This is a genomic window from Trichococcus collinsii (assembly GCF_900107505.1).
GTDB classification, from domain to species: Bacteria; Bacillota; Bacilli; order Lactobacillales; family Aerococcaceae; genus Trichococcus; species Trichococcus collinsii.
Map to the genome: position 1 here is coordinate 95,155 of NZ_FNQH01000001.1, position 19,501 is coordinate 114,655.

The following is a 19,501-nucleotide window of genomic DNA, read 5'->3' on the forward strand; positions in this document are numbered from 1 at the left end:
CGTTTGACTGACCACAACCAAAGAAATATAATGGATAGGTTAATAGATGCTAGAGCCTTTAATATTCGGTTTTAGGCACTAAGGAGGACAATCAAATGAGCGAAGAAGCCAACTCCGTCAGTTTCGTTCCCGTAATTGTGGGGGGGAACAGAGGAGCCTATAGTTTGGCGAGAGCTTTCTATGAAGCGTATCAAGTTAAAACGAATCTCATCAGCCCGATGATCATAGGTCCTATCGGCAATTCCCGCATCATCAAGCACTACATCCAACCGGGAATCGATGACCTAGATCATTTTTTTGAGACTATTCAACAAATCGGCCGTGACTATCCGAACATGAAAAAAATCATCTTTGGGGCAGACGATCGCTATGCAGAATTGTTGATCCGAACGAAGGACCGCTTCAGTGATGATTGGATCATTCCGTACGTGGATGAAGATGTATTCCTGCGGGCGACAAATAAGGAAAGTTTTTACGCCATCTGTGAAAAAGCAGGTGTTCCTTATCCAAAGACTGTAGTTATGGATGAATTTTCATTGAACTTGCCGTTTGAATTTCCAATCATCATCAAGCCTTCGAATGCCATCATGTATCAGGGACTGCATTTTGAAGGGAAAGAAAAAGTCTTTATCGGACGGGATGAAAAAGATCTTGAACGCATCTATCATTTAGTGCGTGACAATGGTTATACAGACAACCTGATCCTGCAGGAGTACGTGCCCGGCGATGACACTTATCTTGGTGTTGTAACGGTCTACACATCTCCAAGAGATAAGGAAATTAAGCTGATCGCATTCGGCCACATCCTTTTGGAAGACCATACACCGTCCGCCATCGGAAACCACCTGACGATTTGGGCAAGGGAAGAGCAGAAGATTGTTGCTTCCGTCCAAAAACTGGTTGCGGAAACAGAGTTTTATGGTTTCTCCAATTTTGACGTGAAGTATGACGAGCGCAAAGATGACTATGTTTTCTTTGAATTGAACGGGCGTCTGGGCGTCAGCAACTATTACGTTACCGCCAGCGGCAACAATGTCGCGAAATACTATGTTGAAGATTACATAGCCAAGAAAAAACTTGGTGTTACGATCAATAAGAATGAAACTTTGTTCACTATGACACCAAAAAGCCTTTTGCTGAAGTATGTCAAGTCCGACATGTTGCGGAAAAAAGTAAAAGAGTTGTACAAGGATGGTAAAGTAGTGCATCCCTTGGATGCGCCTTTTGAAGTCAGCCCGAAAAGAAAATTCTATGTGTGGGCTTCCAAATTCAATTATTACAAAAAATTCAGAGAGTATCCGCCAGAGGAATAAGCTGAATCAAGAAACAAACTGGAAACGAGGGATGAGAAAGTATGAAAAAATTTTTTGGCATTCTTGGGGGAATGGGAACGCTGGCGACGACCAACTTTCTTGTTGAAATGAATAAACGCCATTTCCCCGAAAACGACCAGGATTATTTCAATTACGTTCTGATGAACCACGCCGATATTCCGGATCGTACGGAATATATTTTGGATCCGACCAAACCGAATCCGGTGGACGCCGTGATAGAAGATGTTCATATGTTGAATCTTCTTCAGCCAGAATTCATCATCATGCCCTGCAATACTATCCATTATTTCTTCGATGATATTCAAAAGGAAACGGATATTCCGATTCTGAATATGATCGATCTTACGGTCGACTATATTGCGGAACATTATGAGGGCGCAGAAAAAGTCGGATTATTTGCCACAGAGGGAACGCATCAGAGCCGCATCTACGAAAATCGGCTTGTTGAGAAAGGTTACCAAGTGGTATTGCCGGACAGAGAATTACAAGATAAGATCAATAAAATGATTTATTATTACATCAAAGAGAGATCACATTTATTTTTCCCTTTGTACTACGAAATTTTGGAAGACTTCAAAAATTGCGGTGCGGACATTGTACTGTTGGGTTGCACGGAAGTTTCGTTGATGAACAGTGAAGATGAAGAACAACGCTATCCGATCGTCGACGCGGAAAAGGTGCTTTTGGACAAAACAATCGCGTTGGCAAAAGAATTAAAAGCATAAAAAAACGTTTTCCTTTTTAGATGTAAAGGAAAATACATTGACAAACTTTTTTTTCACTAGTATAATTCAATTTGTTATTTTAGGGGTGATGGAAATGCAATGGCCATTAAAAGAATTACAAGAACATCGTGGTGAACCGTACTATTTCTCTCGGATGATAGACCGGGAAAGTTCATTGATGCAAAGAAATAATGAAATCAAAGCAGTGTCGCCGATTAAGGCGGAAGGTTTCTTATTATACGAAAATCATTCTGTGCTTGCCAATTTCCGAATCGATTTAACGATTACCCTGCCTTCGTCAAGGTCGTTGGAATTAGTTGATGTACCCTTGCAATTAGCAATCGAAGAAGTGTACACTGAGAGTGAATCGCTCTACCTCGAGCAGGATAACCCTGCGGAAGTTGTGTTGCCGCTTGAAGGTGATGAAGTGAATCTAGTCCCCGCTATCGAGGACAACATTCTGCTGAATCTGCCTCTACAAGTCTTCACGCCGGAAGAGATGGAGTCTGAGGACATGCCTAGTGGCGCTGAATGGGAAGTTGTTTCCGAAGAATCTTTCGCAAGAAAGAGACAAGAAGAAAAAACCGATCAGATCGATCCGCGATTAGCTGGTCTGAAGGCCCTGTTAGAAGACGAAGAAAAAACAGAGTGAAATTTTTGACGCTGATCTTTTTAAATAAATACAGCGATTAATACAGGGAGGTGTAAGGAAATGGCAGTACCTAAAAGAAGAACATCTAAAGCAAGAAAAGCAAAAAGACGTACGCACTTCAAGTTATCAATTCCAGGCTTGAACGCATGCCCTAACTGTGGCGAATTGAAAAAGAGCCACCACGTTTGTGCATCATGCGGTCACTATGATGGAGAAGTAGTTATCGAAAAACAAAGCTAATCATGAAATGCCATCCGCAATTCCAGTCAGCAGAATGAATTTTCTGCTGGCTTTTTTTGTTCTCATTTTTCAAGGAGGCATAATTTTCCGGAATGAGGTAAAATGTATTTATGCGGCATGGACGCTATATTTTCGCAAAGGAGCGTTGGAATGCAAAACTTCCACTATTTTGAAATTCTGTTGTATGTTTTTCCGATTTTAGAAATCATTCTGATCAATAAATTTTTTAGGCAGTATCTCAGGTACAAACAGATTATCCAATTGACGGTTGCGGACGTCGTATTGCCGTTTTTGTTTGTAGGCATCCATCTGCTGAGTGTCTACAGTTTGACTTATTCGCTGTTGCCGCACTTTTTGCTGGCGGCCTGTGTCGTCGGTCTGCTGCAGACACTGTATTTCGACAAACGCAAAAAAATCCATCAGCCGAAGCGGTTCTATCGTTATTTCATAAAAATACTGTTTTTGATGGCGCTGCTTTTTTATTACATGTTGGTGCTGTTGCGAATTTATTTCCTTGTAAGAGGGTAGTCCGAAAATTGAAGAATGAGGTGGCACGAAATCATGAAAGTATTATTGTACTCTGAAGGCATGAAATACATCGGGAAATCCGGTTTAGGCAGAGCCATCGAGCACCAGAAAAAAGCTCTCACACTGGAAGGAATATCTTTTACGACAGATTACAGAGATGATTTTGATCTGATGCACATCAATACCTACTTCGGGCAATCTTATCGTCTGTTGCATAAAGTCAAAAAGCAGGGGAAACCAATCGTTTATCATGCCCACTCAACAAAGGAGGACTTCCAGAATTCTTTCATCTTCTCCAATGCGGCTGCGCCTTTGTTCAGCAAGTGGATTCTGCACTGCTATAGCCATGGTGATGTTGTCTTGACGCCAACACCTTATTCCAAAAAATTGTTGCAGCAGGCGGGGCTGGAACAACCAATCATACCGATTTCGAATGGAATCGATTTGTCGTTTTACCAAGCGACTGCGGAAATGGGGAAATCTTTCCGCCAGAAATATGGGTATAAAGCAGCAGACAAGGTCGTTATGTCGGTCGGCCTTTACATCAAGCGGAAAGGGATTCTTGATTTTGTCGCTTTAGCCAAAGCGATGCCCGCTTACCAGTTCATCTGGTTTGGATACTTGAACCTCCATCAAGTTCCGCGCGAAATACGTGAAGCGGTAGAGACAAAATTGCCCAATCTGCAATTTGCCGGTTATGTGGCTCCTGATGAGCTCCGGAACGCATACTGTGGTGCTGATTTGTTTTTCTTTCCAACTTACGAAGAAACGGAAGGAATCGTCCTTCTGGAGGCACTCGCCATGGGGCAGGAGATCCTGATTCGGGATATACCGATTTATGAGGACGATTTCGTCGATGGCAAACACGTCTACAAAGGCAAAACGAATGATGATTTCCGAAGGCTGATCAGTGGCATTCTGGAAGGGGACCTGCCTTCTTTGAAGGCTGCAGGCCAGGATCATGTACGCCAGAAAGACCTCAGCTACATCGGTTCGGAATTGAGAAGTGCTTACGAAACTGCGATCCAGTTGAATAAGTCCGACAAAAGCCCCATCTCGGTCCCACAAACAAAATGATGTTTTGTGGGGAAAATCCCCACATTCGTTAAAATTTTCGGAAACGGCCGGTCCGAACTTAGCTTTATCTGCGTGGCACTGGTGGTGTCCCATCCTTGCACCGAGCAAAATGATAGATGATAACTGAAAACAAATTGATTTCGATTATTTGTCGAAATCAATTTGTTTTTTTTATGAATTGTTCGGGAAAATGTGGTAGAAAGTGGGGGGATGTGGTAGACTGAAAACATATTTGAAGGTGGGGGCGAGTGTCTTTATGTTGATGGGCGAATTCAAACACAATGTAGATGCTAAAGGCAGATTGATCATGCCCGCAAAATTCCGTGAAGAATTAGGTGATACGTTCATCATCACCCGTGGATTGGACGGCTGTTTGTTCGGCTATCCGTTAAGCCAATGGGAGCTGCTCCAAGAGAAATTAAAACAGTTACCCCTTGCCAAAAAAGATGCGCGTGCCTTTACCCGTTTTTTCTATTCAGCCGCTATGGAAGCTGAATTGGATAAACAAGGGCGCATCAATATCCCTCAAACATTATTAGATTATGCGAAAATTGAAAAAGAATGTCGTATTGTCGGAGTAGCCGACCGTATTGAAATATGGAGTAACGAGAAGTGGGAAGAATTTGCTGATGAGGCTGCCGAAAACTTCGAAGATATTGCTGAAACGATGATCGACTTTGGATTGTAGGTGTAAAATGGAAAAATTTGAACATTATAGCGTGTTGTTAAAAGAGTCCATCGATGGTTTGAATATCAAACCAGATGGCATATATGTCGATTGCACTTTAGGTGGTGCCGGACACAGCAGCGTGATTTTATCAAAATTGAACGAAAATGGGCATCTGTATGCCTTTGACCAAGACCGTATCGCTATTGAAAATGCTGAAGTGGCGTTGGCGACTTATATCGAAAAAGGCATGGTGACACTCATCAAGGCCAATTTTCGGAATATCAAAGAAGAACTGGAAGACCGTGATGTATTTGGCGTAGACGGCATCCTGTACGATTTAGGAGTTTCTTCCCCGCAATTGGACCAAGCAGAACGAGGGTTCAGTTACCGTTATGATGCACCGCTCGACATGCGCATGGATCAAGAACAGGAATTGACGGCCCGCGTCATTGTGAATGAGTGGTCTTTTGCTGAGTTAGTGAAGATTTTTTATCGTTATGGCGAAGAAAAATTTTCAAAGCAGATTGCCCGTAAAATCGAAAAAATCAGAGAAACCCAACCGATCGAGACGACCGGCGAACTGGTCGAAATCATCAAAGACTGTATTCCTGCACCTGCCAGAAGAAAAGGCGGGCATCCGGCTAAGCGCATTTTCCAAGCTTTGCGTATCGCCGTCAACGACGAATTATCAGCTATTGAAGATTCGATAGAAGATGGCTTGAAGATGCTGAACGTCGGAGGGCGCATGAGCGTCATTTCCTTCCAATCATTGGAGGATCGGATCGTTAAAGTGCTTTTCAAAGAAGCCAGCTCGAAAGAGGAAACGTTACCGCTGTTGCCTATTCTACCCGAGGAATATGAAGCGGACTATAAGTTGATCAGTCGAAAACCAATCATGCCCAACGAGGCGGAATTAAGTGAAAATTCACGTTCTCAAAGTGCAAAATTGCGCGTCATCGAAAGGGTCAAGAAATAACAGGAGCACAGCAGCTCTTTAACTAAGGATCATCAGTCGGAAGCAATGAATTGTGCCTGAACTGCACAATTCATTGCTGGGGAGGAGAGGATTAAGTGGCATTACCTGAATATAGAGCGGCAATAGCACCACAACCGACGCTGCCTAAAGAACAGACAGAACCCATAAAAGGCCAACCTGAACCGAAAGGCTACAAGGCCGTTAGAGATAGATATGTCAAACTTGAAAAATTTGCCATCACCCTCACGCTGTTAAGTGCATTGGTCGTATTACTCTTGTCACTGGCTACACAAGTGACCCTCTCCAATCAGAATAGAGCGTTACAGGACTTACAAAATGATAGCGTTGCGATCGGTTTAGAAAATCAAAACTTGGAGCAAGAAGTCCAAGAGCTTTCAAGATACGACCGCATCATCGAGATAGCAAAAGAACTTGGTCTGGAAATGAATGAAGCAAACGTTAGGAATGTTACGCGATGAAAAAAACAGCTAATCCTCAAAAAAACCGAAAAAAAATGACTCGCATCATGGTTGGTTTAACAGGTTTACTATTTCTTGTATTTATTTTTCGTTTTTCTATGATCATGATCACCAAGAAGGTAAATGGCGAGAATTTAAGCGAGCATGTTAATAACTTATATACCAGAAGTAGTATCCTTGCCGCAAAAAGAGGTACCATCTATGACATAGGTGGTAATCCCATTGCCTTGGATGCTACTTCTTATTCGTTGGTTGCCGTTTTGACCGATGAATGGAGTGAAGATAAAGAAAATCCGAATCATATTGTCGACAAGGAAAAAACTGCTGAAGCTCTGGCACAATATATCAGTATGAGCAAAGAAGAGATTCTGACCACTCTGAACCAAGAGGGGTTGAAGCAAGTCGAATTCGGAAGCGCAGGAACCAACCTGAATTATGCGACCAAATCCAGCATTGAAGCGGAAGAACTTCCGGGGATCACGTTCGAGGAAACACCATCCAGACTTTATCCAAACGGGATTTTTGCGTCCCATCTTGTCGGCTTTGCGCAAAGTTCAGCCAGCGAAGAAGAAGCGGACACAAACGAAGAGAAGAAATTGGTCGGCATGATGGGAATAGAATCACTGTACGATAATGAGTTGGATGGCAGTGATGGTGAAGTCACCTATCAAGAAGATTCCAATGGCTACCGGATTCCGGGAACGCAGATTCAGGAAAAGGAGCCCGTTGAAGGGAATAATCTTTATCTGACGCTCGACAGTCGCCTACAGATCTATCTGGAAAGCTTGATGTCGCAAGTTTATGCAGAGGCTGAACCGGAATCGATGACCGCTATGTTGGTTGATCCGGACACAGGCGCTATCCTTGCGGCTTCCCAACGTCCCACCTTCAACGCCACAACCAAAGATGGCATTGATTCGCAATGGCAGAATCTGTTGGTGGAGGATACCTACGAACCGGGTTCCACTTTCAAAATTTTGACCTTGGCGGCAGCTGTGAACGAGGGGGTATTCAGTCCATTTGCAACATATACTTCCGGTAGTGTGGAAGTGGAAGGAGGAACCATCCGTGACTACAATAAGGATGGTTGGGGCAATATCACCTATCTCGAGGGATTGGCCCGTTCAAGTAACGTGGCGTTCGTGAAACTGGTGCAAGCAATGGGTTACGATGTTTGGGAGTCCTATATGAAGGCATTTGGAATCGGACAATCAACCGAATCGGGACTGGAAAATGAAGCAACCGGGAATTACAGCTATACGTATCCGCTGGAAAAGGCGAATACAGCTTTCGGACAAGGGGTAACAGTTACGCCTTTCCAATTGATGCAAGCTTTTACGGCAATCGCAAATGAGGGCACCATGATGAAACTGAATTATTTGGATCGTACAGAAGATCCGAATACGGGCAAGGTCACCGTTAACGAACCGGAAGAGGTCGGATCTCCGATCAAGGCGGAAACCGCTCAGACGGTCCTGACCTATCTGAAAGAAGTCGTCTATAACGAGAATGGATCCGGACAGGCTTATCAGATCGAAGGGACAGAGATCGCTGCCAAAACGGGTACGGCGGAAGTGGTGAATTCTGCAACAGGCGCATATTATACTGGTTATTCCAATTATCTTTACTCGGTAGTCGGATTCGCGCCAGCGGATGATCCCAGCTATATCTTGTATTTGACAATGAAACGTCCTGCAAACTTGGATAGTCTGAATGGCTCCAAGTATCTGTCGGAAATATTCAATCCATTCATGACAAGGGCAATCGAGTACGACAACCTGAATACGGAAGTGACGGGGGACGTCAACCAGGCTTCGATGCCGGAAGTGACAACTTTATCCAAAGATGAAGCTTTGGCGGCACTGACTGCTGTCGGATATAATGATACAGCGATCATCGGCAGCGGCAGCCGAATCGTGCAACAATATCCATATGCCGGAACACAAACAATCATGAACCAGAAGACGATCCTTATGACAGAAGGGGCTATGACGATGCCGGACGTTTACGGTTGGTCAAAAGACGATGTCCTCAAAGTATCAGAAATCGCAGGCATAAACTTTACTTTTGAAGGCGAAGGCTATGTGGTTTTCCAGAGTCTGGAGACGGGATCCATCCTGAACGCTGCCACGGAAGTCAAGATCATTTTGGAGTAAGCGTTCAGAAGCAACACTCAAAATATTAATCAAAAAATGTAAAACACCTATTAGGAGGAAATCATATGCATTGGACAGAAATGCTGTTGCCATTATCGATCAGCTTTGCCATTACAATCAGCATGATGCCAATTTTTATCGGCTATTTTAAAGTGAAACAATTCGGACAGATCACAAGGGAAGAAGGTCCGAAATGGCATCAAGTGAAAAGTGGCACACCGACGATGGGCGGAGTCGTATTCATCATCGCTGCAATCCTTACCGTTATCGGGACAGCAATCTGGAAGGATGTGCTCACCGTAAAATTGGCTATGTTGCTGTTCGTGCTGTTGTTTTTTGCAGCTATCGGCTTTTTGGATGATTTCCTGAAAATATTCAAAAAACAAAATGAAGGGCTGACTTCCAAGCAGAAATTCGTTTCGCAATTGGTCGGGTCTTTCGTCTTCGTTGCGCTGTTCTTCTTTTCGGGTTCAGATCCTTTGATCACCCTTCCTTTCTTGGGGCAGATCCAAAACTGGTTCGTGTTCGCTGCATTCACGATTATCTGGATCACAGGTTTTTCGAATGCTGTGAATCTGACCGATGGGTTGGACGGATTGGTTGCCGGCACAGCAGGCATCGCCTATACTGCATACGGCATATTGGCATACCGCCAAGGACAATTGGAAGTACTACTGTTTTGTATCGCGATTGTGGGCGGCCTGATCGGCTTCTTCTTTTTCAACAAAAAACCAGCTAAAATCTTTATGGGCGACGTCGGTTCGTTAGCATTGGGTGCCGGACTCGCCGTTGTTTCCTTGGCGTTGCATCTGGAATGGTCTCTGTTGCTGATTGGCCTTGTTTTCGTGATCGAAACGGCCAGCGTCATGCTGCAGGTAGGCTCCTTCAAATTGCGCGGCAAACGCATCTTCAAGATGTCTCCTATCCATCATCATTTCGAAATGAGTGGCTGGAGCGAATGGCGCGTTGTCCTGACTTTCTGGGCCGTCGGTCTGGTTTCTGCAATCTTAGCCTTGTGGCTGCTTGTCTAAGCGAAAGGAGAAAAAGACATGAAAACAAATAATCGATTTGAAAACAAAAAAGTATTGGTGCTGGGCTTGGCGCTCAGCGGAATGAATGCGGCCAAACTGCTTCTGGAACTGGGCGCTATGGTCACAGTCAATGACGCAAAGGAATTGAACGACAATCCGGATGCGAAGGAGTTGATTTCATCCGGAATCAAAGTCATCGCTGGATCCCATCCGATCGAGTTATTGGATGAATCTTTCTCGTTCATGGTCAAGAATCCGGGCATCCCTTACAACAATCCGATGGTGAAACGTGCTCTTGAATTGGGAATCCCTGTATTGACAGAGGTAGAGTTGGCAGCAGAAATCCTCGAAGGCCGCCTGATCGGTGTGACGGGAACGAACGGAAAGACCACTACCACGACGATGATCACTGAACTCTTGAATGCAGGCAGGAAAATAGGCAAAGCTTATAAAGCCGGCAATATTGGCGTTCCCGCATCCGCAGTGGCGCGGGTAGCGACTGCAGACGACGATGTCGTGATGGAACTGTCCAGCTTCCAATTGATGGGTATCGAAGCGATGCATCCTGCCATAGCCGTCATCACTAATATCACGGAAGCCCATCTGGATTATCATGGGGACCGCAAAGAATATGTTAAAGCGAAGTGGCGCATAACCGAGAACCAAACCGCGGATGATTATCTTGTTTTGAATTGGGATCAAGCGGAATTGCGTGAAATGTCTCAGCTTTCAAAAGCGCAAATCGTTCCTTTTTCACGCACGCAGATTCTGAAGAATGGCGCCTATGCGTCAGAAGGTTCACTGTATTTCAAGGGCGAAAAAGTGATGGATATTTCCGATTTGAGGGTTCCAGGCGAACACAATGTCGAAAATGCACTTGCTGCAATCGCTGTAGCGAAACTGTCAGGTGTATCCAATGATGCCATCATATCAGCCTTCCACCGTTTTTATGGCGTAGAGCACCGGATCCAATTCGTAGCCGAGCTCAACGGAAGAAAATTCTACAATGACTCGAAAGCGACCAACATCCTAGCAACCAAAACTGCTCTGAGCAGTTTCCGGGCACCAATCATCCTCTTGGCGGGAGGATTGGACCGCGGGAATACCTTCGATGAGCTCGTTCCCTTTCTTGAAAACGTGAAAACGCTGATCGTCTTCGGGGAAACTGCCGAGAAACTCAAGGATGCGGGAGAAAAAGCCGGCATCAAAGAAATCGTCGGGACGGATGATGTCGCCAGTGCGGTTCCGATCAGTTACCAGTACAGCGAAGAAGGCGACACGATTCTGTTATCTCCGGCCTGCGCGAGTTGGGATCAGTACAAAAATTTTGAAGTGCGTGGCAAAACATTCACCGATGCTGTCCATTCCTTGGTCAAAGCCACGAGTGAGGAGGAAGGTTCTTTCTAGAGAACCTATGTGCATATGAAAATAGTATTATCCGGTGGGGGAACAGGTGGGCACATCTACCCGGCGTTAGCCCTGATGAACCGAATCAAAGAAAAATATCCGGACAGCGAGTTCCTTTACGTGGGAACAGACCGCGGTTTGGAAAGCACAATCGTTCCGAAGGCGGGCGTTGCCTTCAAATCTGTCAAAATCCAAGGTCTGCGCCGGAGTTTGTCGCTTCAGAACCTGAAGACAGTCTACTTGATGATCAAGAGCATTTCGGACTCGAAGAAAATTATTAAGGATTTCCAGCCGGATGTCGTTATCGGGACGGGTGGCTATGTTTGCGCCCCCGTCCTGTATGCCGCATCCAAACTGAGCGTGCCAACCATCATTCATGAGCAGAATTCAGTAGCAGGCGTCACCAATAAATTTTTGAGCCGAGTTGTGGATCGCATCTGCATTTGTTTTGATGATGCCCGCGGAGACTTCTCCGCCTATCCAGAGAAGATTGTTTTCACCGGGAATCCCCGGGCGCAGGAAGTAGCCTCCTTGAAGGAAAGTGCTGACCTGAAGGACTACGGATTGAAGGAAGAATTGCCGACTGTTTTGATTTTTGGCGGCAGCCGTGGAGCCAGAAAACTGAATGACTCTTTCGTAGCCGCCTATCCGCTCTTCAAAAATAGGCCTTACCAAGTGCTGCTGGCAACCGGAGACATCCACTACAATGCGGTGGAGCAAGCAATCAATACGTTGACGGACCATTTGGATAACGTCCGTATTGTGTCCTACATCCATGATATGCCGAAATTGTTCAAGCGTACCGACTTAATCGTATCGCGCAGCGGAGCGACCACATTGACGGAAGTGATGGCTTTGGGCTTGCCGAGTATCCTGATCCCCAGTCCCTATGTCACGAACAACCATCAGCAAAAAAATGCGGAAAGCTTAGTGAAAAACGGGGCAGCCGAAATGATTCTCGAGAAAGACTTGCAAGCACAATCATTATTTGAAGCCATCGACAAGCTGATGACCAATGTAACAGCACGCAAAGAAATGGCATTCCAAGCCAAGCAGATGGGCATAACCGATGCATCAGACAGGATCATCGATGTCATCTTGACTTTGAAGAAGTGAGAAAGGGAGGGAGGCCAGATGATTTTTGGAAAAATCCGGCAGAAGCTGAGCAGTAAGAGTTCGTCGGAATTGACTCCCTGGCAGCGCGTAACTGCTGAATCAGAAAAGAAAAATAAGGCGCAATTAAAGCAGAAAATCACTATAAACGGTCGCATGCATCGTTTGATAAAAGAAAAAAAAGAAAAGTTAAACTCAAGAAAACACCCTCCCGAAACCACAAATACAGACAAGCGCCAAGGGTACTTGGGATGGTACAGCATTTTCTTGATTGGGGTCATCGGCAGCAGTTTTCTGATTTCTCCCTACGGTAAAGTCAAAGACATCTATGTAGAAGGGGCCGAAGATGTTCCGGAACAAAGTATCATCGATGCCAGCCACATCACCGGGAAGCTTACCGCATTGGGTGTCGTTTGGAATGACGAAAAAATTGATGCTTACATCACTAATACTTTGCCCGTAGTCAAAACAGCGGAAGTGACGCTGCGCGGCTTGAACGATGTCACGATCCATGTTACGGAACACGAAACCATTGCCTACGTTTATTCGGGCGGCAGCTATTATAACGTTCTGGAGAATGGCACTGTAGCGGACACGGAATTGAAGGTTCCAATCGGTAATAACCCGATCATCACAAGCTTTGAAATGAACCAGAATCTGGAGGATCTGCTCGAACAATATATGCAATTGACTGACAGTGTCCAGAACAGTATCTCTGAAATCAAATATACCGGAACGGAAGAAAATCCATATGCAATCACGGTATATATGAATGACGGGAATGAAGTGAAGGCGATCTTGCCATCCTTTGCCGAGAAGATCTTATACTACCCTGACATTGTGAGCCAATTAGGCGAGACGAAAGGGACCATCGATCTTGAAGTGGGTGTCTACTTTACGCCCTTTGCGCAAACGACGGAAGAGGAAGCGGCGGCTTCGGAAGATTCCGTCACTCCAGTCGAATGATCCAAAAGAGATTAGGATTGACTTGCAGTCAATCCTTGAACAATGATCGGTATCATTGTTGAGGGATTGAAGAACTTTTGTCAGACTTCCTTCTGATAGAATTATTTGTAAAAATCTTCGTAAATGAAGAATTATTATGATAAAATGATAAGGTATAGCTTTCTGGCATCACGTATCAGTAACCGATTATTTTTTTCGGAACAATGCGGATGTTTACACAAGCCATTATGTCAAACGGAGGTTTCAATAAAACCATGAAGAATTCAGGAATATACGTCAGTCTAGATATTGGAACCACTTCAATAAAAGTTGTAGTCGCAGAATATGTGAAAGATCAAATGAACATTATTGGAGTCGGTAATGAAATTTCCAAAGGTCTTAGCCGTGGCGTCATCGTTGATATCGATGAAACGGTAGAATCGATCCGCAGTGCAGTCAGTCAAGCTGAAAGAAAAGCGAATATTCAGATATCAAATGTCATCGTAGGCATACCAAGCAATCAAATCAGCATCGAACCTTGCCACGGGATGTATGCAGTCGCAAGCGAAAACAAGGAAATCACAGACAAAGACGTCCAGAACGTTTTTGCTGCTGCAAAAGTCCGTTCCGTTCCGCCAGAAAGAGAAATCATTTCCGTCATCCCTGAAGAGTTCATCGTAGATGGGTTCGATGGCATCAGAGACCCAAGAGGCATGATTGGCGTACGTCTTGAATTGTACGCAAGCATGATCACTGGTCCGAAAACAATCATCCATAACATCAAACGTTGTGTAGAAAAAGCAGGTCTTCAAATCGAAGATATGGTTGTACAACCATTGGCCATTTCGAGCGTAGCCATGAATAAGGGCGAGCGGGATTTCGGGACCATCCTTATCGACATGGGTGGCGGCCAAACAAGCGCCTCTGTCATGCACGACGATCAATTGAAATTTTCATTTGTTGATCCTGAGGGCGGCGATCTTGTCACCAAAGACATTTCCATCATCTTGAACACGACCTTGGAAAATGCGGAGCGCGCAAAACGTGAATATGGCTATGCCATTTCCGAAGATACATCCGATGAGGAATTTTTCCCTGTCGAAACAATCGGTAAAGAAGAACCAGTAAAAGTGGACGAGAAATATCTGTCCGAAATCATCGAAGCGCGACTTACGCAGATTTTCGAAAACATCAAACGTGCCTTGGATAAAGTGGAAGCTCGCGATCTCCCTGGCGGTATCGTTCTGACTGGAGGCGCAGCGGCATTACCAGGCGTCGTTGATTTGGCAAAAGAAATTTTCGAAATCAATGTCAAATTGTACATTCCGGAGCAGATGGGGATGCGCAACCCAATCTATGCAACGAGCATCGGCTTGATTAAGTATGTGGCAGGTCTGGACGACATCTACCGTGTGGCCAAAGGAAAAGTTCACGTGACAGGAAAAGTGATCCCTTTGCAATCCAAAACAGCGAAACAGCCGACAGTCATCGAAGAACCTGTCTATGAAAATGAAACATATGCCGATGAGGATCATTACGAAGAGAGCTTAGTCGGAAAATTAAAACGTTGGTTCAATAATCTGTTTGAATAATCACGCTAAACATAAAAAGAATGGTATGAAATAGGAGGAAATGAAATGGAATTGGAATTCGATTCAAGCATGAGTGATGGAGCAAAAATTAAAGTTATCGGTGTCGGTGGGGCAGGAAGCAACGCCGTTAACCGTATGATCGAAGAAGGCGTTAAAGGTGTTGAGTTCATCGTGGCCAATACGGACACACAAGCTTTGAACGCATCAAGCGCGGAAACAAGAATCCAACTTGGACCTAAATTGACGAAAGGATTGGGCGCAGGCTCAGTTCCTGAAGTCGGCCGCAAAGCTGCAGAAGAGAGTGAACAACAAATCTCTGAAGCCTTGGCTGGTGCAGATATGATTTTTGTCACATGCGGAATGGGTGGCGGTACTGGTACTGGTGCAGCCCCTATCGTAGCCAGAATCGCTAAAGATCTTGGCGCATTGACTGTTGGTGTTGTGACGCGTCCGTTCACTTTTGAAGGACCTAAAAGAGGCCGTTATGCTGCAGAGGGTATCGCTGATTTAAAAGCAAACGTTGATACATTAGTCATCATCTCAAATAACCGTCTGTTGGAAATCGTCGATAAAAAGACGCCTATGCTGGAAGCTTTCCGTGAAGCCGATAATGTATTACGTCAAGGCGTTCAAGGAATCTCAGACTTGATCACAGCTCCAGGATATGTCAACTTAGACTTTGCTGATGTGAAGACCGTCATGAAAGATCAAGGTTCTGCTTTGATGGGTATCGGTATCGCTTCAGGGGAAAACCGTACAGCAGAAGCAACCAAAAAAGCTATTTCTTCCCCATTGTTGGAAGTTTCCATCGATGGCGCTGAGCAGATTTTATTGAACATCACCGGTGGTTCAGACTTGACGTTGTTCGAAGCACAAGATGCAAGTGATATCGTGGCACAAGCTTCATCATCCGAAGTAAATATCATTTTCGGTACATCCATCAATGAAAACTTGGGCGACGAAGTTATCGTTACAGTAATCGCTACTGGGATCGACGACAAAAAAAAAGATGAAAAAAAAACCGCTAATCGCGGCGGCAGTGCTTTTAAGGGGCGCAAAGAAGTAGGGAACGCACCTGCTGCATACCCGGAGAAACAAGTTCCGACTGAAAGAGCCGAAGAAAAACCAGCCAAAGACCTCTTTGGTGACTGGGATATCCGCAGAGACACAAGCGTGAGAGAACAGGCGCCCCAATCGGTCCAACCTGAGCCAGAAGAGTACTCTGTCAAACAAACAGAAGATAATTATCCACGTTATCACGAAAATAAAGAAGATAAAAACGGTGGAGAGGATTCATTGGATACACCACCTTTCTTCCGCAAGAGACGCAGATAAGAATGAATATTGAGCAAAATTGCCGGAAAGTGGAGTCAACTGTGGAAGCAGCTTGCTTGAAAGCCGGACGCAAACGCGAAGATGTGACGGTCATCGCAGTCACGAAGACGAAGCCTGCAGAGCAAGTAAAGGAATTGTACCGCTTGGGTTACCGCCACTTTGCAGAAAATCGCCTCGAAGGTCTGCTCGAAAAGCAGGAAGCTCTTCCGCAAGAAGATATCAGCTGGCATTACATCGGTACCTTACAGACAAGGAAAGTAAAGCAGGTGATCAATCGCATCGCCTACTTCCATGCATTGGATCGTCCGTCATTGGCAAAGGAAATCAACGAGCGGGCGGAAAAACCTGTTTCTTGCTTCGTTCAGGTCAATGTGACAGGCGAAAGTTCAAAACATGGGCTTTCCGCATCCGAAGCAGTGCCTTTTATCAAGAGTCTGGAAATTTTTCCGAATATCATCGTTGTCGGATTGATGACGATGGCACCCATTGATGCAACAGACGTGGAGTTGCGTCAATGCTTTAAAGATCTGAAAATAATGCAAGAGCAAGTAGCGGCGTTGAACTTGGCTTATGCTCCATGTACGGAGACGAGCATGGGCATGAGTCAAGATTATCCGATAGCGATTGCCGAAGGTGCGACTTTCGTACGTGTCGGATCAGCATTCTTTGCTGATACAGAAGCATAGACGAAGAAGAAGTGAGGGGTCTTATGGGTCTGAAAGATTTATTCCGAAAGTACTTTGTAATTGAAGACGAGGATGACGGATATGAGGAAGTAGATGAACCATCGACTGTCGTTCCAGTCCATAGGTCCGAGCGCAATGAAGAAGGGGCCCCATCTCAAAGGAGCACCCAAAAAAGATCGACGAAAGCAAAGGTAATTCCTATGAATCAACAAGCAATGACCGAAAAAGCCAGCATCCATGTCGTGGAGCCCAGAGTTTATTCCGAGGTGGAGAAGATTGCCGATAATCTGCTGAAGAATCAAGCAGTTCTTCTTAATTTCAAAAGAATAGATGCGGAACAAGCAAAACGGATTGTGGATTTTCTGACCGGAACGGTATATGCAATCGGGGGAGAAATCCAACGCGTTGGCGATGAAATCTTTTTATGCACCCCCGCTTCAGTCGGAGTCGAAGGCGCACTGGCCGAAACACTGGAGGAAGAGCGTTCGTTCTACTAGAAAGGAAACAAAATGACACAAATATTGATTTGGCTATTACAGATTATCCGTTGGGGCATATCGGCGTATTCGACAGTCTTGCTTGTATACGCATTGATGAGTTGGTTGCCGGGAGCCAGAAGTTCCAAATTCGGCTATTTTATCTCCAGCATTGTGGAGCCTTACCTGGATATATTCAGAAGATTGATCCCATCTGTAGGCATGATGAGCTTCAGTGTAGTGGCCGGCATCCTGTTCCTGAATTTGGTGGAGTATGGAGCGCAGGTCGTTATCTTGTTCCTGATCAGAATGCTGAATTGACGGACATTTTTTCATCAAACGAAAAAGTGAGGGATACGTATGCAAGAAGTTTATCAACATTTTCGCAAGGAAGAGCAGCCATTCATTGACAGTGCCCAATCTTGGATTACGCAAGCGGAGGAAACCTACTCACCGTATCTAACGGATTTCTTGGATCCGAGACAGCAGTACATCCTTGAGATGATGGTCGGGAAAAAAGGTGAACTCCATGTCCAATTTTATGGGGGTTACGAAGCGGCGGAACGCAAGCGGGCAATTATCTGCCCTGAGTATTTCAGTCCGACGCAAAACGACTTTGAAATGGAACTTACTGAAGTTGTGTACCCATCGAAATTTGCCAGTTTAACCCATGGAAAAATACTGGGGACGCTGATCGGAACCGGCATGAAAAGGGAGCTTTTCGGAGATATCCTGTCTGACGGCATCCGTTGGCAGTTTTTGTTGGCGTCGAATATAGCAAGCTATGTGCATTCGCAAGTCACTAAGATAGGGAAGGTCAGTGTTCGCTTAGAGAGCCGTTCCTATACGGATTTGATCATACCTATCGATGATTGGACGATTGTGCATGACACGGTTAGCTCGCTGCGGTTAGACACAGTGATTGCTGCCATCTACAACATATCGAGGCAACGCGCAAAAGAATTGGTGACCAGTGGAAAAGTGAAATTGAACTGGGCCGCATTTGAACGTCCAGATTTCGAATTAGGGCTGTTGGATATCTTGTCCATCCGCGGTTATGGCCGTATTCAGATAAAGGCTATAGAAGGAAAGTCCAAGAAAGATAAATGGCGCGTCGAATTTGGCGTATTGTACAAATAAGAATGACAAGAACGAAAGGTGTGTATAAGATGAGCTTGACTCCATTAGATATTCAACACAAGGAATTCCCTGTCAAAATAAAAGGGTACGATAAAGAACAAGTCAATGACTTTTTGGATACTGTCACAAAAGAATTTGAAGAAGTCATCAAACAAAATAAAGACCTGCAAAAGCAACTGAAATTTGCCGAAGAAAAACTTCAGTATTTCAGCAACTTGCAGGATGCTTTGAACAAGTCTATCGTAGTGGCGCAGGATGCAGCCGACAGATTGAAAGAAAATTCGCGCAAAGAAGCCGAGATCATTTTGTTCGAAGCCGAAAAGAGTGCGGATCGTTTGTTGCATGAAGCAGCCGGAAAAGCGACAAAAATCAATGAAGAAACTGACGGAGTCCGCAAGGAAAGCCGCAACTTCAAACAGAAACTGCAACTTTTGGTTGAGTCACAATTGAACCTCATCATGAATGATGAATGGAACAACTTGTTGAACGCTTCACCGGAAGGTCAAGTTTCGACTCCTACTTTGAATGAAGTGTTATCCAACCGCACACGCATAATCGACGAATTGGTCGCCAACTCTGAAGATGCTGCCGAATTCGAAGTCGGCGGAAGATTGGCCGAAGAAGCCAGAGCTGAAGAGAAACTTGCAGAAGGTGCAGTAGAAGCTATTGAAATTCCGGAAGAAAACAAGTAAAATCTAGATATTGAAGAATGGAACACCCGAAAAAAAGAAACTTCCAGCGAATTGGCGAATGGTGAAAGGCCAATAAGTCCCTCTATTTTAAGGATCCTCCATGAGAATCTTTTTGAACAAACATAAGTAAAAAAGGTCGCCTGAACAGCGTTAACGGTTTGAATGAGGAAGCATGACAGCCTGTTCCGGCCGTTGTCGCTTTGAATTTGGGTGGTACCACGAAGACTTCGTCCCTTTTGGAGACGGG

The 19,501-nt window shown here is 44.9% G+C and carries 21 protein-coding genes; all 21 read left to right on the plus strand.

The window, feature by feature from the left end; genetic code table 11:
• Positions 1 to 95 precede the first annotated feature (95 nt).
• The 21 genes from BLV66_RS00505 to BLV66_RS00605 all read left to right on the plus strand — a co-directional run bounded on the left by BLV66_RS00505 (position 96) and on the right by BLV66_RS00605 (position 19,254).
• Entirely contained in the window at positions 96 to 1,313 is a 1,218-nt protein-coding gene (locus BLV66_RS00505) for a carboxylate--amine ligase (RefSeq protein ID WP_086985436.1), read from the plus strand.
• A 41-nt stretch (positions 1,314 to 1,354) separates the two neighbouring features.
• On the plus strand, positions 1,355 to 2,059 hold the full coding sequence (locus BLV66_RS00510) for an aspartate/glutamate racemase family protein (RefSeq protein WP_086985435.1): 705 nt from the start codon (positions 1,355 to 1,357) through the stop codon (positions 2,057 to 2,059).
• A 94-nt stretch (positions 2,060 to 2,153) separates the two neighbouring features.
• A complete protein-coding gene (locus BLV66_RS00515; RefSeq protein WP_159072195.1) occupies positions 2,154 to 2,711 on the plus strand; it encodes a YceD family protein in 558 nt (185 codons plus the stop codon).
• 60 nt (positions 2,712 to 2,771) lie between these two features.
• Positions 2,772 to 2,951, plus strand: a complete 180-nt coding sequence (gene rpmF, locus BLV66_RS00520; protein ID WP_086628343.1) for a 50S ribosomal protein L32 — start codon at positions 2,772 to 2,774, stop codon at positions 2,949 to 2,951.
• A gap of 150 nt (positions 2,952 to 3,101) precedes the next feature.
• Positions 3,102 to 3,479, plus strand: coding sequence for a DUF3397 family protein (locus BLV66_RS00525; RefSeq protein ID WP_176974077.1), 378 nt, complete (start codon positions 3,102 to 3,104; stop codon positions 3,477 to 3,479).
• 33 nt (positions 3,480 to 3,512) lie between these two features.
• Positions 3,513 to 4,556 (plus strand): LTA glycolipid anchor biosynthesis glycosyltransferase, IagA/BgsA family, encoded by a 1,044-nt coding sequence (locus tag BLV66_RS00530; RefSeq protein ID WP_086985432.1) that lies wholly within the window; start codon positions 3,513 to 3,515, stop codon positions 4,554 to 4,556.
• Between the two features lie 256 nt (positions 4,557 to 4,812).
• Positions 4,813 to 5,244: a division/cell wall cluster transcriptional repressor MraZ gene (mraZ, locus tag BLV66_RS00535; protein WP_086985431.1), complete on the plus strand. Its 432-nt coding sequence runs from the start codon at positions 4,813 to 4,815 to the stop codon at positions 5,242 to 5,244.
• 7 nt (positions 5,245 to 5,251) lie between these two features.
• Complete coding sequence (gene rsmH / locus BLV66_RS00540) at positions 5,252 to 6,202, plus strand: 16S rRNA (cytosine(1402)-N(4))-methyltransferase RsmH (RefSeq protein WP_086985430.1); 951 nt, start codon at positions 5,252 to 5,254, stop codon at positions 6,200 to 6,202.
• A 95-nt stretch (positions 6,203 to 6,297) separates the two neighbouring features.
• Positions 6,298 to 6,681 carry a septum formation initiator family protein gene (locus BLV66_RS00545; RefSeq protein ID WP_086985429.1) on the plus strand — a complete coding sequence of 128 codons (384 nt, stop codon included), beginning with the start codon at positions 6,298 to 6,300 and terminating at the stop codon, positions 6,679 to 6,681.
• Positions 6,678 to 8,837 (plus strand): penicillin-binding protein, encoded by a 2,160-nt coding sequence (locus BLV66_RS00550; RefSeq protein ID WP_086985428.1) that lies wholly within the window; start codon positions 6,678 to 6,680, stop codon positions 8,835 to 8,837. The genes BLV66_RS00545 and BLV66_RS00550 overlap by 4 nt, the downstream gene beginning before the upstream one ends.
• 65 nt (positions 8,838 to 8,902) lie before the next feature.
• Positions 8,903 to 9,868, plus strand: a complete 966-nt coding sequence (gene mraY / locus BLV66_RS00555; RefSeq protein ID WP_086985427.1) for a phospho-N-acetylmuramoyl-pentapeptide-transferase — start codon at positions 8,903 to 8,905, stop codon at positions 9,866 to 9,868.
• Positions 9,869 to 9,886: 18 nt separating this feature from the next.
• Positions 9,887 to 11,275: a UDP-N-acetylmuramoyl-L-alanine--D-glutamate ligase gene (gene murD / locus BLV66_RS00560; RefSeq protein ID WP_086985426.1), complete on the plus strand. Its 1,389-nt coding sequence runs from the start codon at positions 9,887 to 9,889 to the stop codon at positions 11,273 to 11,275.
• Positions 11,276 to 11,290: 15 nt separating this feature from the next.
• Complete coding sequence (gene murG, locus BLV66_RS00565) at positions 11,291 to 12,391, plus strand: undecaprenyldiphospho-muramoylpentapeptide beta-N-acetylglucosaminyltransferase (RefSeq protein WP_086985425.1); 1,101 nt, start codon at positions 11,291 to 11,293, stop codon at positions 12,389 to 12,391.
• A gap of 18 nt (positions 12,392 to 12,409) precedes the next feature.
• Positions 12,410 to 13,354, plus strand: coding sequence for a cell division protein FtsQ/DivIB (locus BLV66_RS00570; RefSeq protein WP_086985424.1), 945 nt, complete (start codon positions 12,410 to 12,412; stop codon positions 13,352 to 13,354).
• Between the two features lie 254 nt (positions 13,355 to 13,608).
• Positions 13,609 to 14,925, plus strand: a complete 1,317-nt coding sequence (gene ftsA, locus BLV66_RS00575) for a cell division protein FtsA (protein WP_086985423.1) — start codon at positions 13,609 to 13,611, stop codon at positions 14,923 to 14,925.
• A 45-nt stretch (positions 14,926 to 14,970) separates the two neighbouring features.
• Entirely contained in the window at positions 14,971 to 16,260 is a 1,290-nt protein-coding gene (gene ftsZ / locus BLV66_RS00580) for a cell division protein FtsZ (protein ID WP_086985422.1), read from the plus strand.
• 2 nt (positions 16,261 to 16,262) lie between these two features.
• Positions 16,263 to 16,946 (plus strand): YggS family pyridoxal phosphate-dependent enzyme, encoded by a 684-nt coding sequence (locus BLV66_RS00585; RefSeq protein WP_086985421.1) that lies wholly within the window; start codon positions 16,263 to 16,265, stop codon positions 16,944 to 16,946.
• Between the two features lie 23 nt (positions 16,947 to 16,969).
• Entirely contained in the window at positions 16,970 to 17,443 is a 474-nt protein-coding gene (locus BLV66_RS00590; RefSeq protein ID WP_086985420.1) for a cell division protein SepF, read from the plus strand.
• A 12-nt stretch (positions 17,444 to 17,455) separates the two neighbouring features.
• A complete protein-coding gene (locus tag BLV66_RS00595; protein ID WP_086985419.1) occupies positions 17,456 to 17,743 on the plus strand; it encodes a YggT family protein in 288 nt (95 codons plus the stop codon).
• Positions 17,744 to 17,782: 39 nt separating this feature from the next.
• Positions 17,783 to 18,562: a YlmH family RNA-binding protein gene (locus tag BLV66_RS00600; RefSeq protein ID WP_086985418.1), complete on the plus strand. Its 780-nt coding sequence runs from the start codon at positions 17,783 to 17,785 to the stop codon at positions 18,560 to 18,562.
• A 29-nt stretch (positions 18,563 to 18,591) separates the two neighbouring features.
• Positions 18,592 to 19,254: a DivIVA domain-containing protein gene (locus BLV66_RS00605; RefSeq protein WP_086985417.1), complete on the plus strand. Its 663-nt coding sequence runs from the start codon at positions 18,592 to 18,594 to the stop codon at positions 19,252 to 19,254.
• Positions 19,255 to 19,501 lie beyond the last annotated feature (247 nt).

What these genes read in the sequence shown, in the direction of transcription:
- ftsA (WP_086985423.1), top strand. Translation starts at nt 13,609, where the DNA reads ATGAAGAATTCAGGAATATACGTCAGTCTAGATATTGGAACCACTTCA.
- rpmF (WP_086628343.1), top strand. Translation starts at nt 2,772, where the DNA reads ATGGCAGTACCTAAAAGAAGAACATCTAAAGCAAGAAAAGCAAAAAGA.
- BLV66_RS00590 (WP_086985420.1), top strand. Translation starts at nt 16,970, where the DNA reads ATGGGTCTGAAAGATTTATTCCGAAAGTACTTTGTAATTGAAGACGAG.
- murD (WP_086985426.1), top strand. Translation starts at nt 9,887, where the DNA reads ATGAAAACAAATAATCGATTTGAAAACAAAAAAGTATTGGTGCTGGGC.
- BLV66_RS00605 (WP_086985417.1), top strand. Translation starts at nt 18,592, where the DNA reads ATGAGCTTGACTCCATTAGATATTCAACACAAGGAATTCCCTGTCAAA.
- ftsZ (WP_086985422.1), top strand. Translation starts at nt 14,971, where the DNA reads ATGGAATTGGAATTCGATTCAAGCATGAGTGATGGAGCAAAAATTAAA.
- BLV66_RS00585 (WP_086985421.1), top strand. Translation starts at nt 16,263, where the DNA reads ATGAATATTGAGCAAAATTGCCGGAAAGTGGAGTCAACTGTGGAAGCA.
- BLV66_RS00570 (WP_086985424.1), top strand. Translation starts at nt 12,410, where the DNA reads ATGATTTTTGGAAAAATCCGGCAGAAGCTGAGCAGTAAGAGTTCGTCG.
- BLV66_RS00600 (WP_086985418.1), top strand. Translation starts at nt 17,783, where the DNA reads ATGCAAGAAGTTTATCAACATTTTCGCAAGGAAGAGCAGCCATTCATT.
- BLV66_RS00515 (WP_159072195.1), top strand. Translation starts at nt 2,154, where the DNA reads ATGCAATGGCCATTAAAAGAATTACAAGAACATCGTGGTGAACCGTAC.
- BLV66_RS00550 (WP_086985428.1), top strand. Translation starts at nt 6,678, where the DNA reads ATGAAAAAAACAGCTAATCCTCAAAAAAACCGAAAAAAAATGACTCGC.
- BLV66_RS00505 (WP_086985436.1), top strand. Translation starts at nt 96, where the DNA reads ATGAGCGAAGAAGCCAACTCCGTCAGTTTCGTTCCCGTAATTGTGGGG.
- BLV66_RS00510 (WP_086985435.1), top strand. Translation starts at nt 1,355, where the DNA reads ATGAAAAAATTTTTTGGCATTCTTGGGGGAATGGGAACGCTGGCGACG.
- BLV66_RS00525 (WP_176974077.1), top strand. Translation starts at nt 3,102, where the DNA reads ATGCAAAACTTCCACTATTTTGAAATTCTGTTGTATGTTTTTCCGATT.
- mraY (WP_086985427.1), top strand. Translation starts at nt 8,903, where the DNA reads ATGCATTGGACAGAAATGCTGTTGCCATTATCGATCAGCTTTGCCATT.
- BLV66_RS00530 (WP_086985432.1), top strand. Translation starts at nt 3,513, where the DNA reads ATGAAAGTATTATTGTACTCTGAAGGCATGAAATACATCGGGAAATCC.
- rsmH (WP_086985430.1), top strand. Translation starts at nt 5,252, where the DNA reads ATGGAAAAATTTGAACATTATAGCGTGTTGTTAAAAGAGTCCATCGAT.
- BLV66_RS00595 (WP_086985419.1), top strand. Translation starts at nt 17,456, where the DNA reads ATGACACAAATATTGATTTGGCTATTACAGATTATCCGTTGGGGCATA.
- murG (WP_086985425.1), top strand. Translation starts at nt 11,291, where the DNA reads ATGAAAATAGTATTATCCGGTGGGGGAACAGGTGGGCACATCTACCCG.
- mraZ (WP_086985431.1), top strand. Translation starts at nt 4,813, where the DNA reads ATGTTGATGGGCGAATTCAAACACAATGTAGATGCTAAAGGCAGATTG.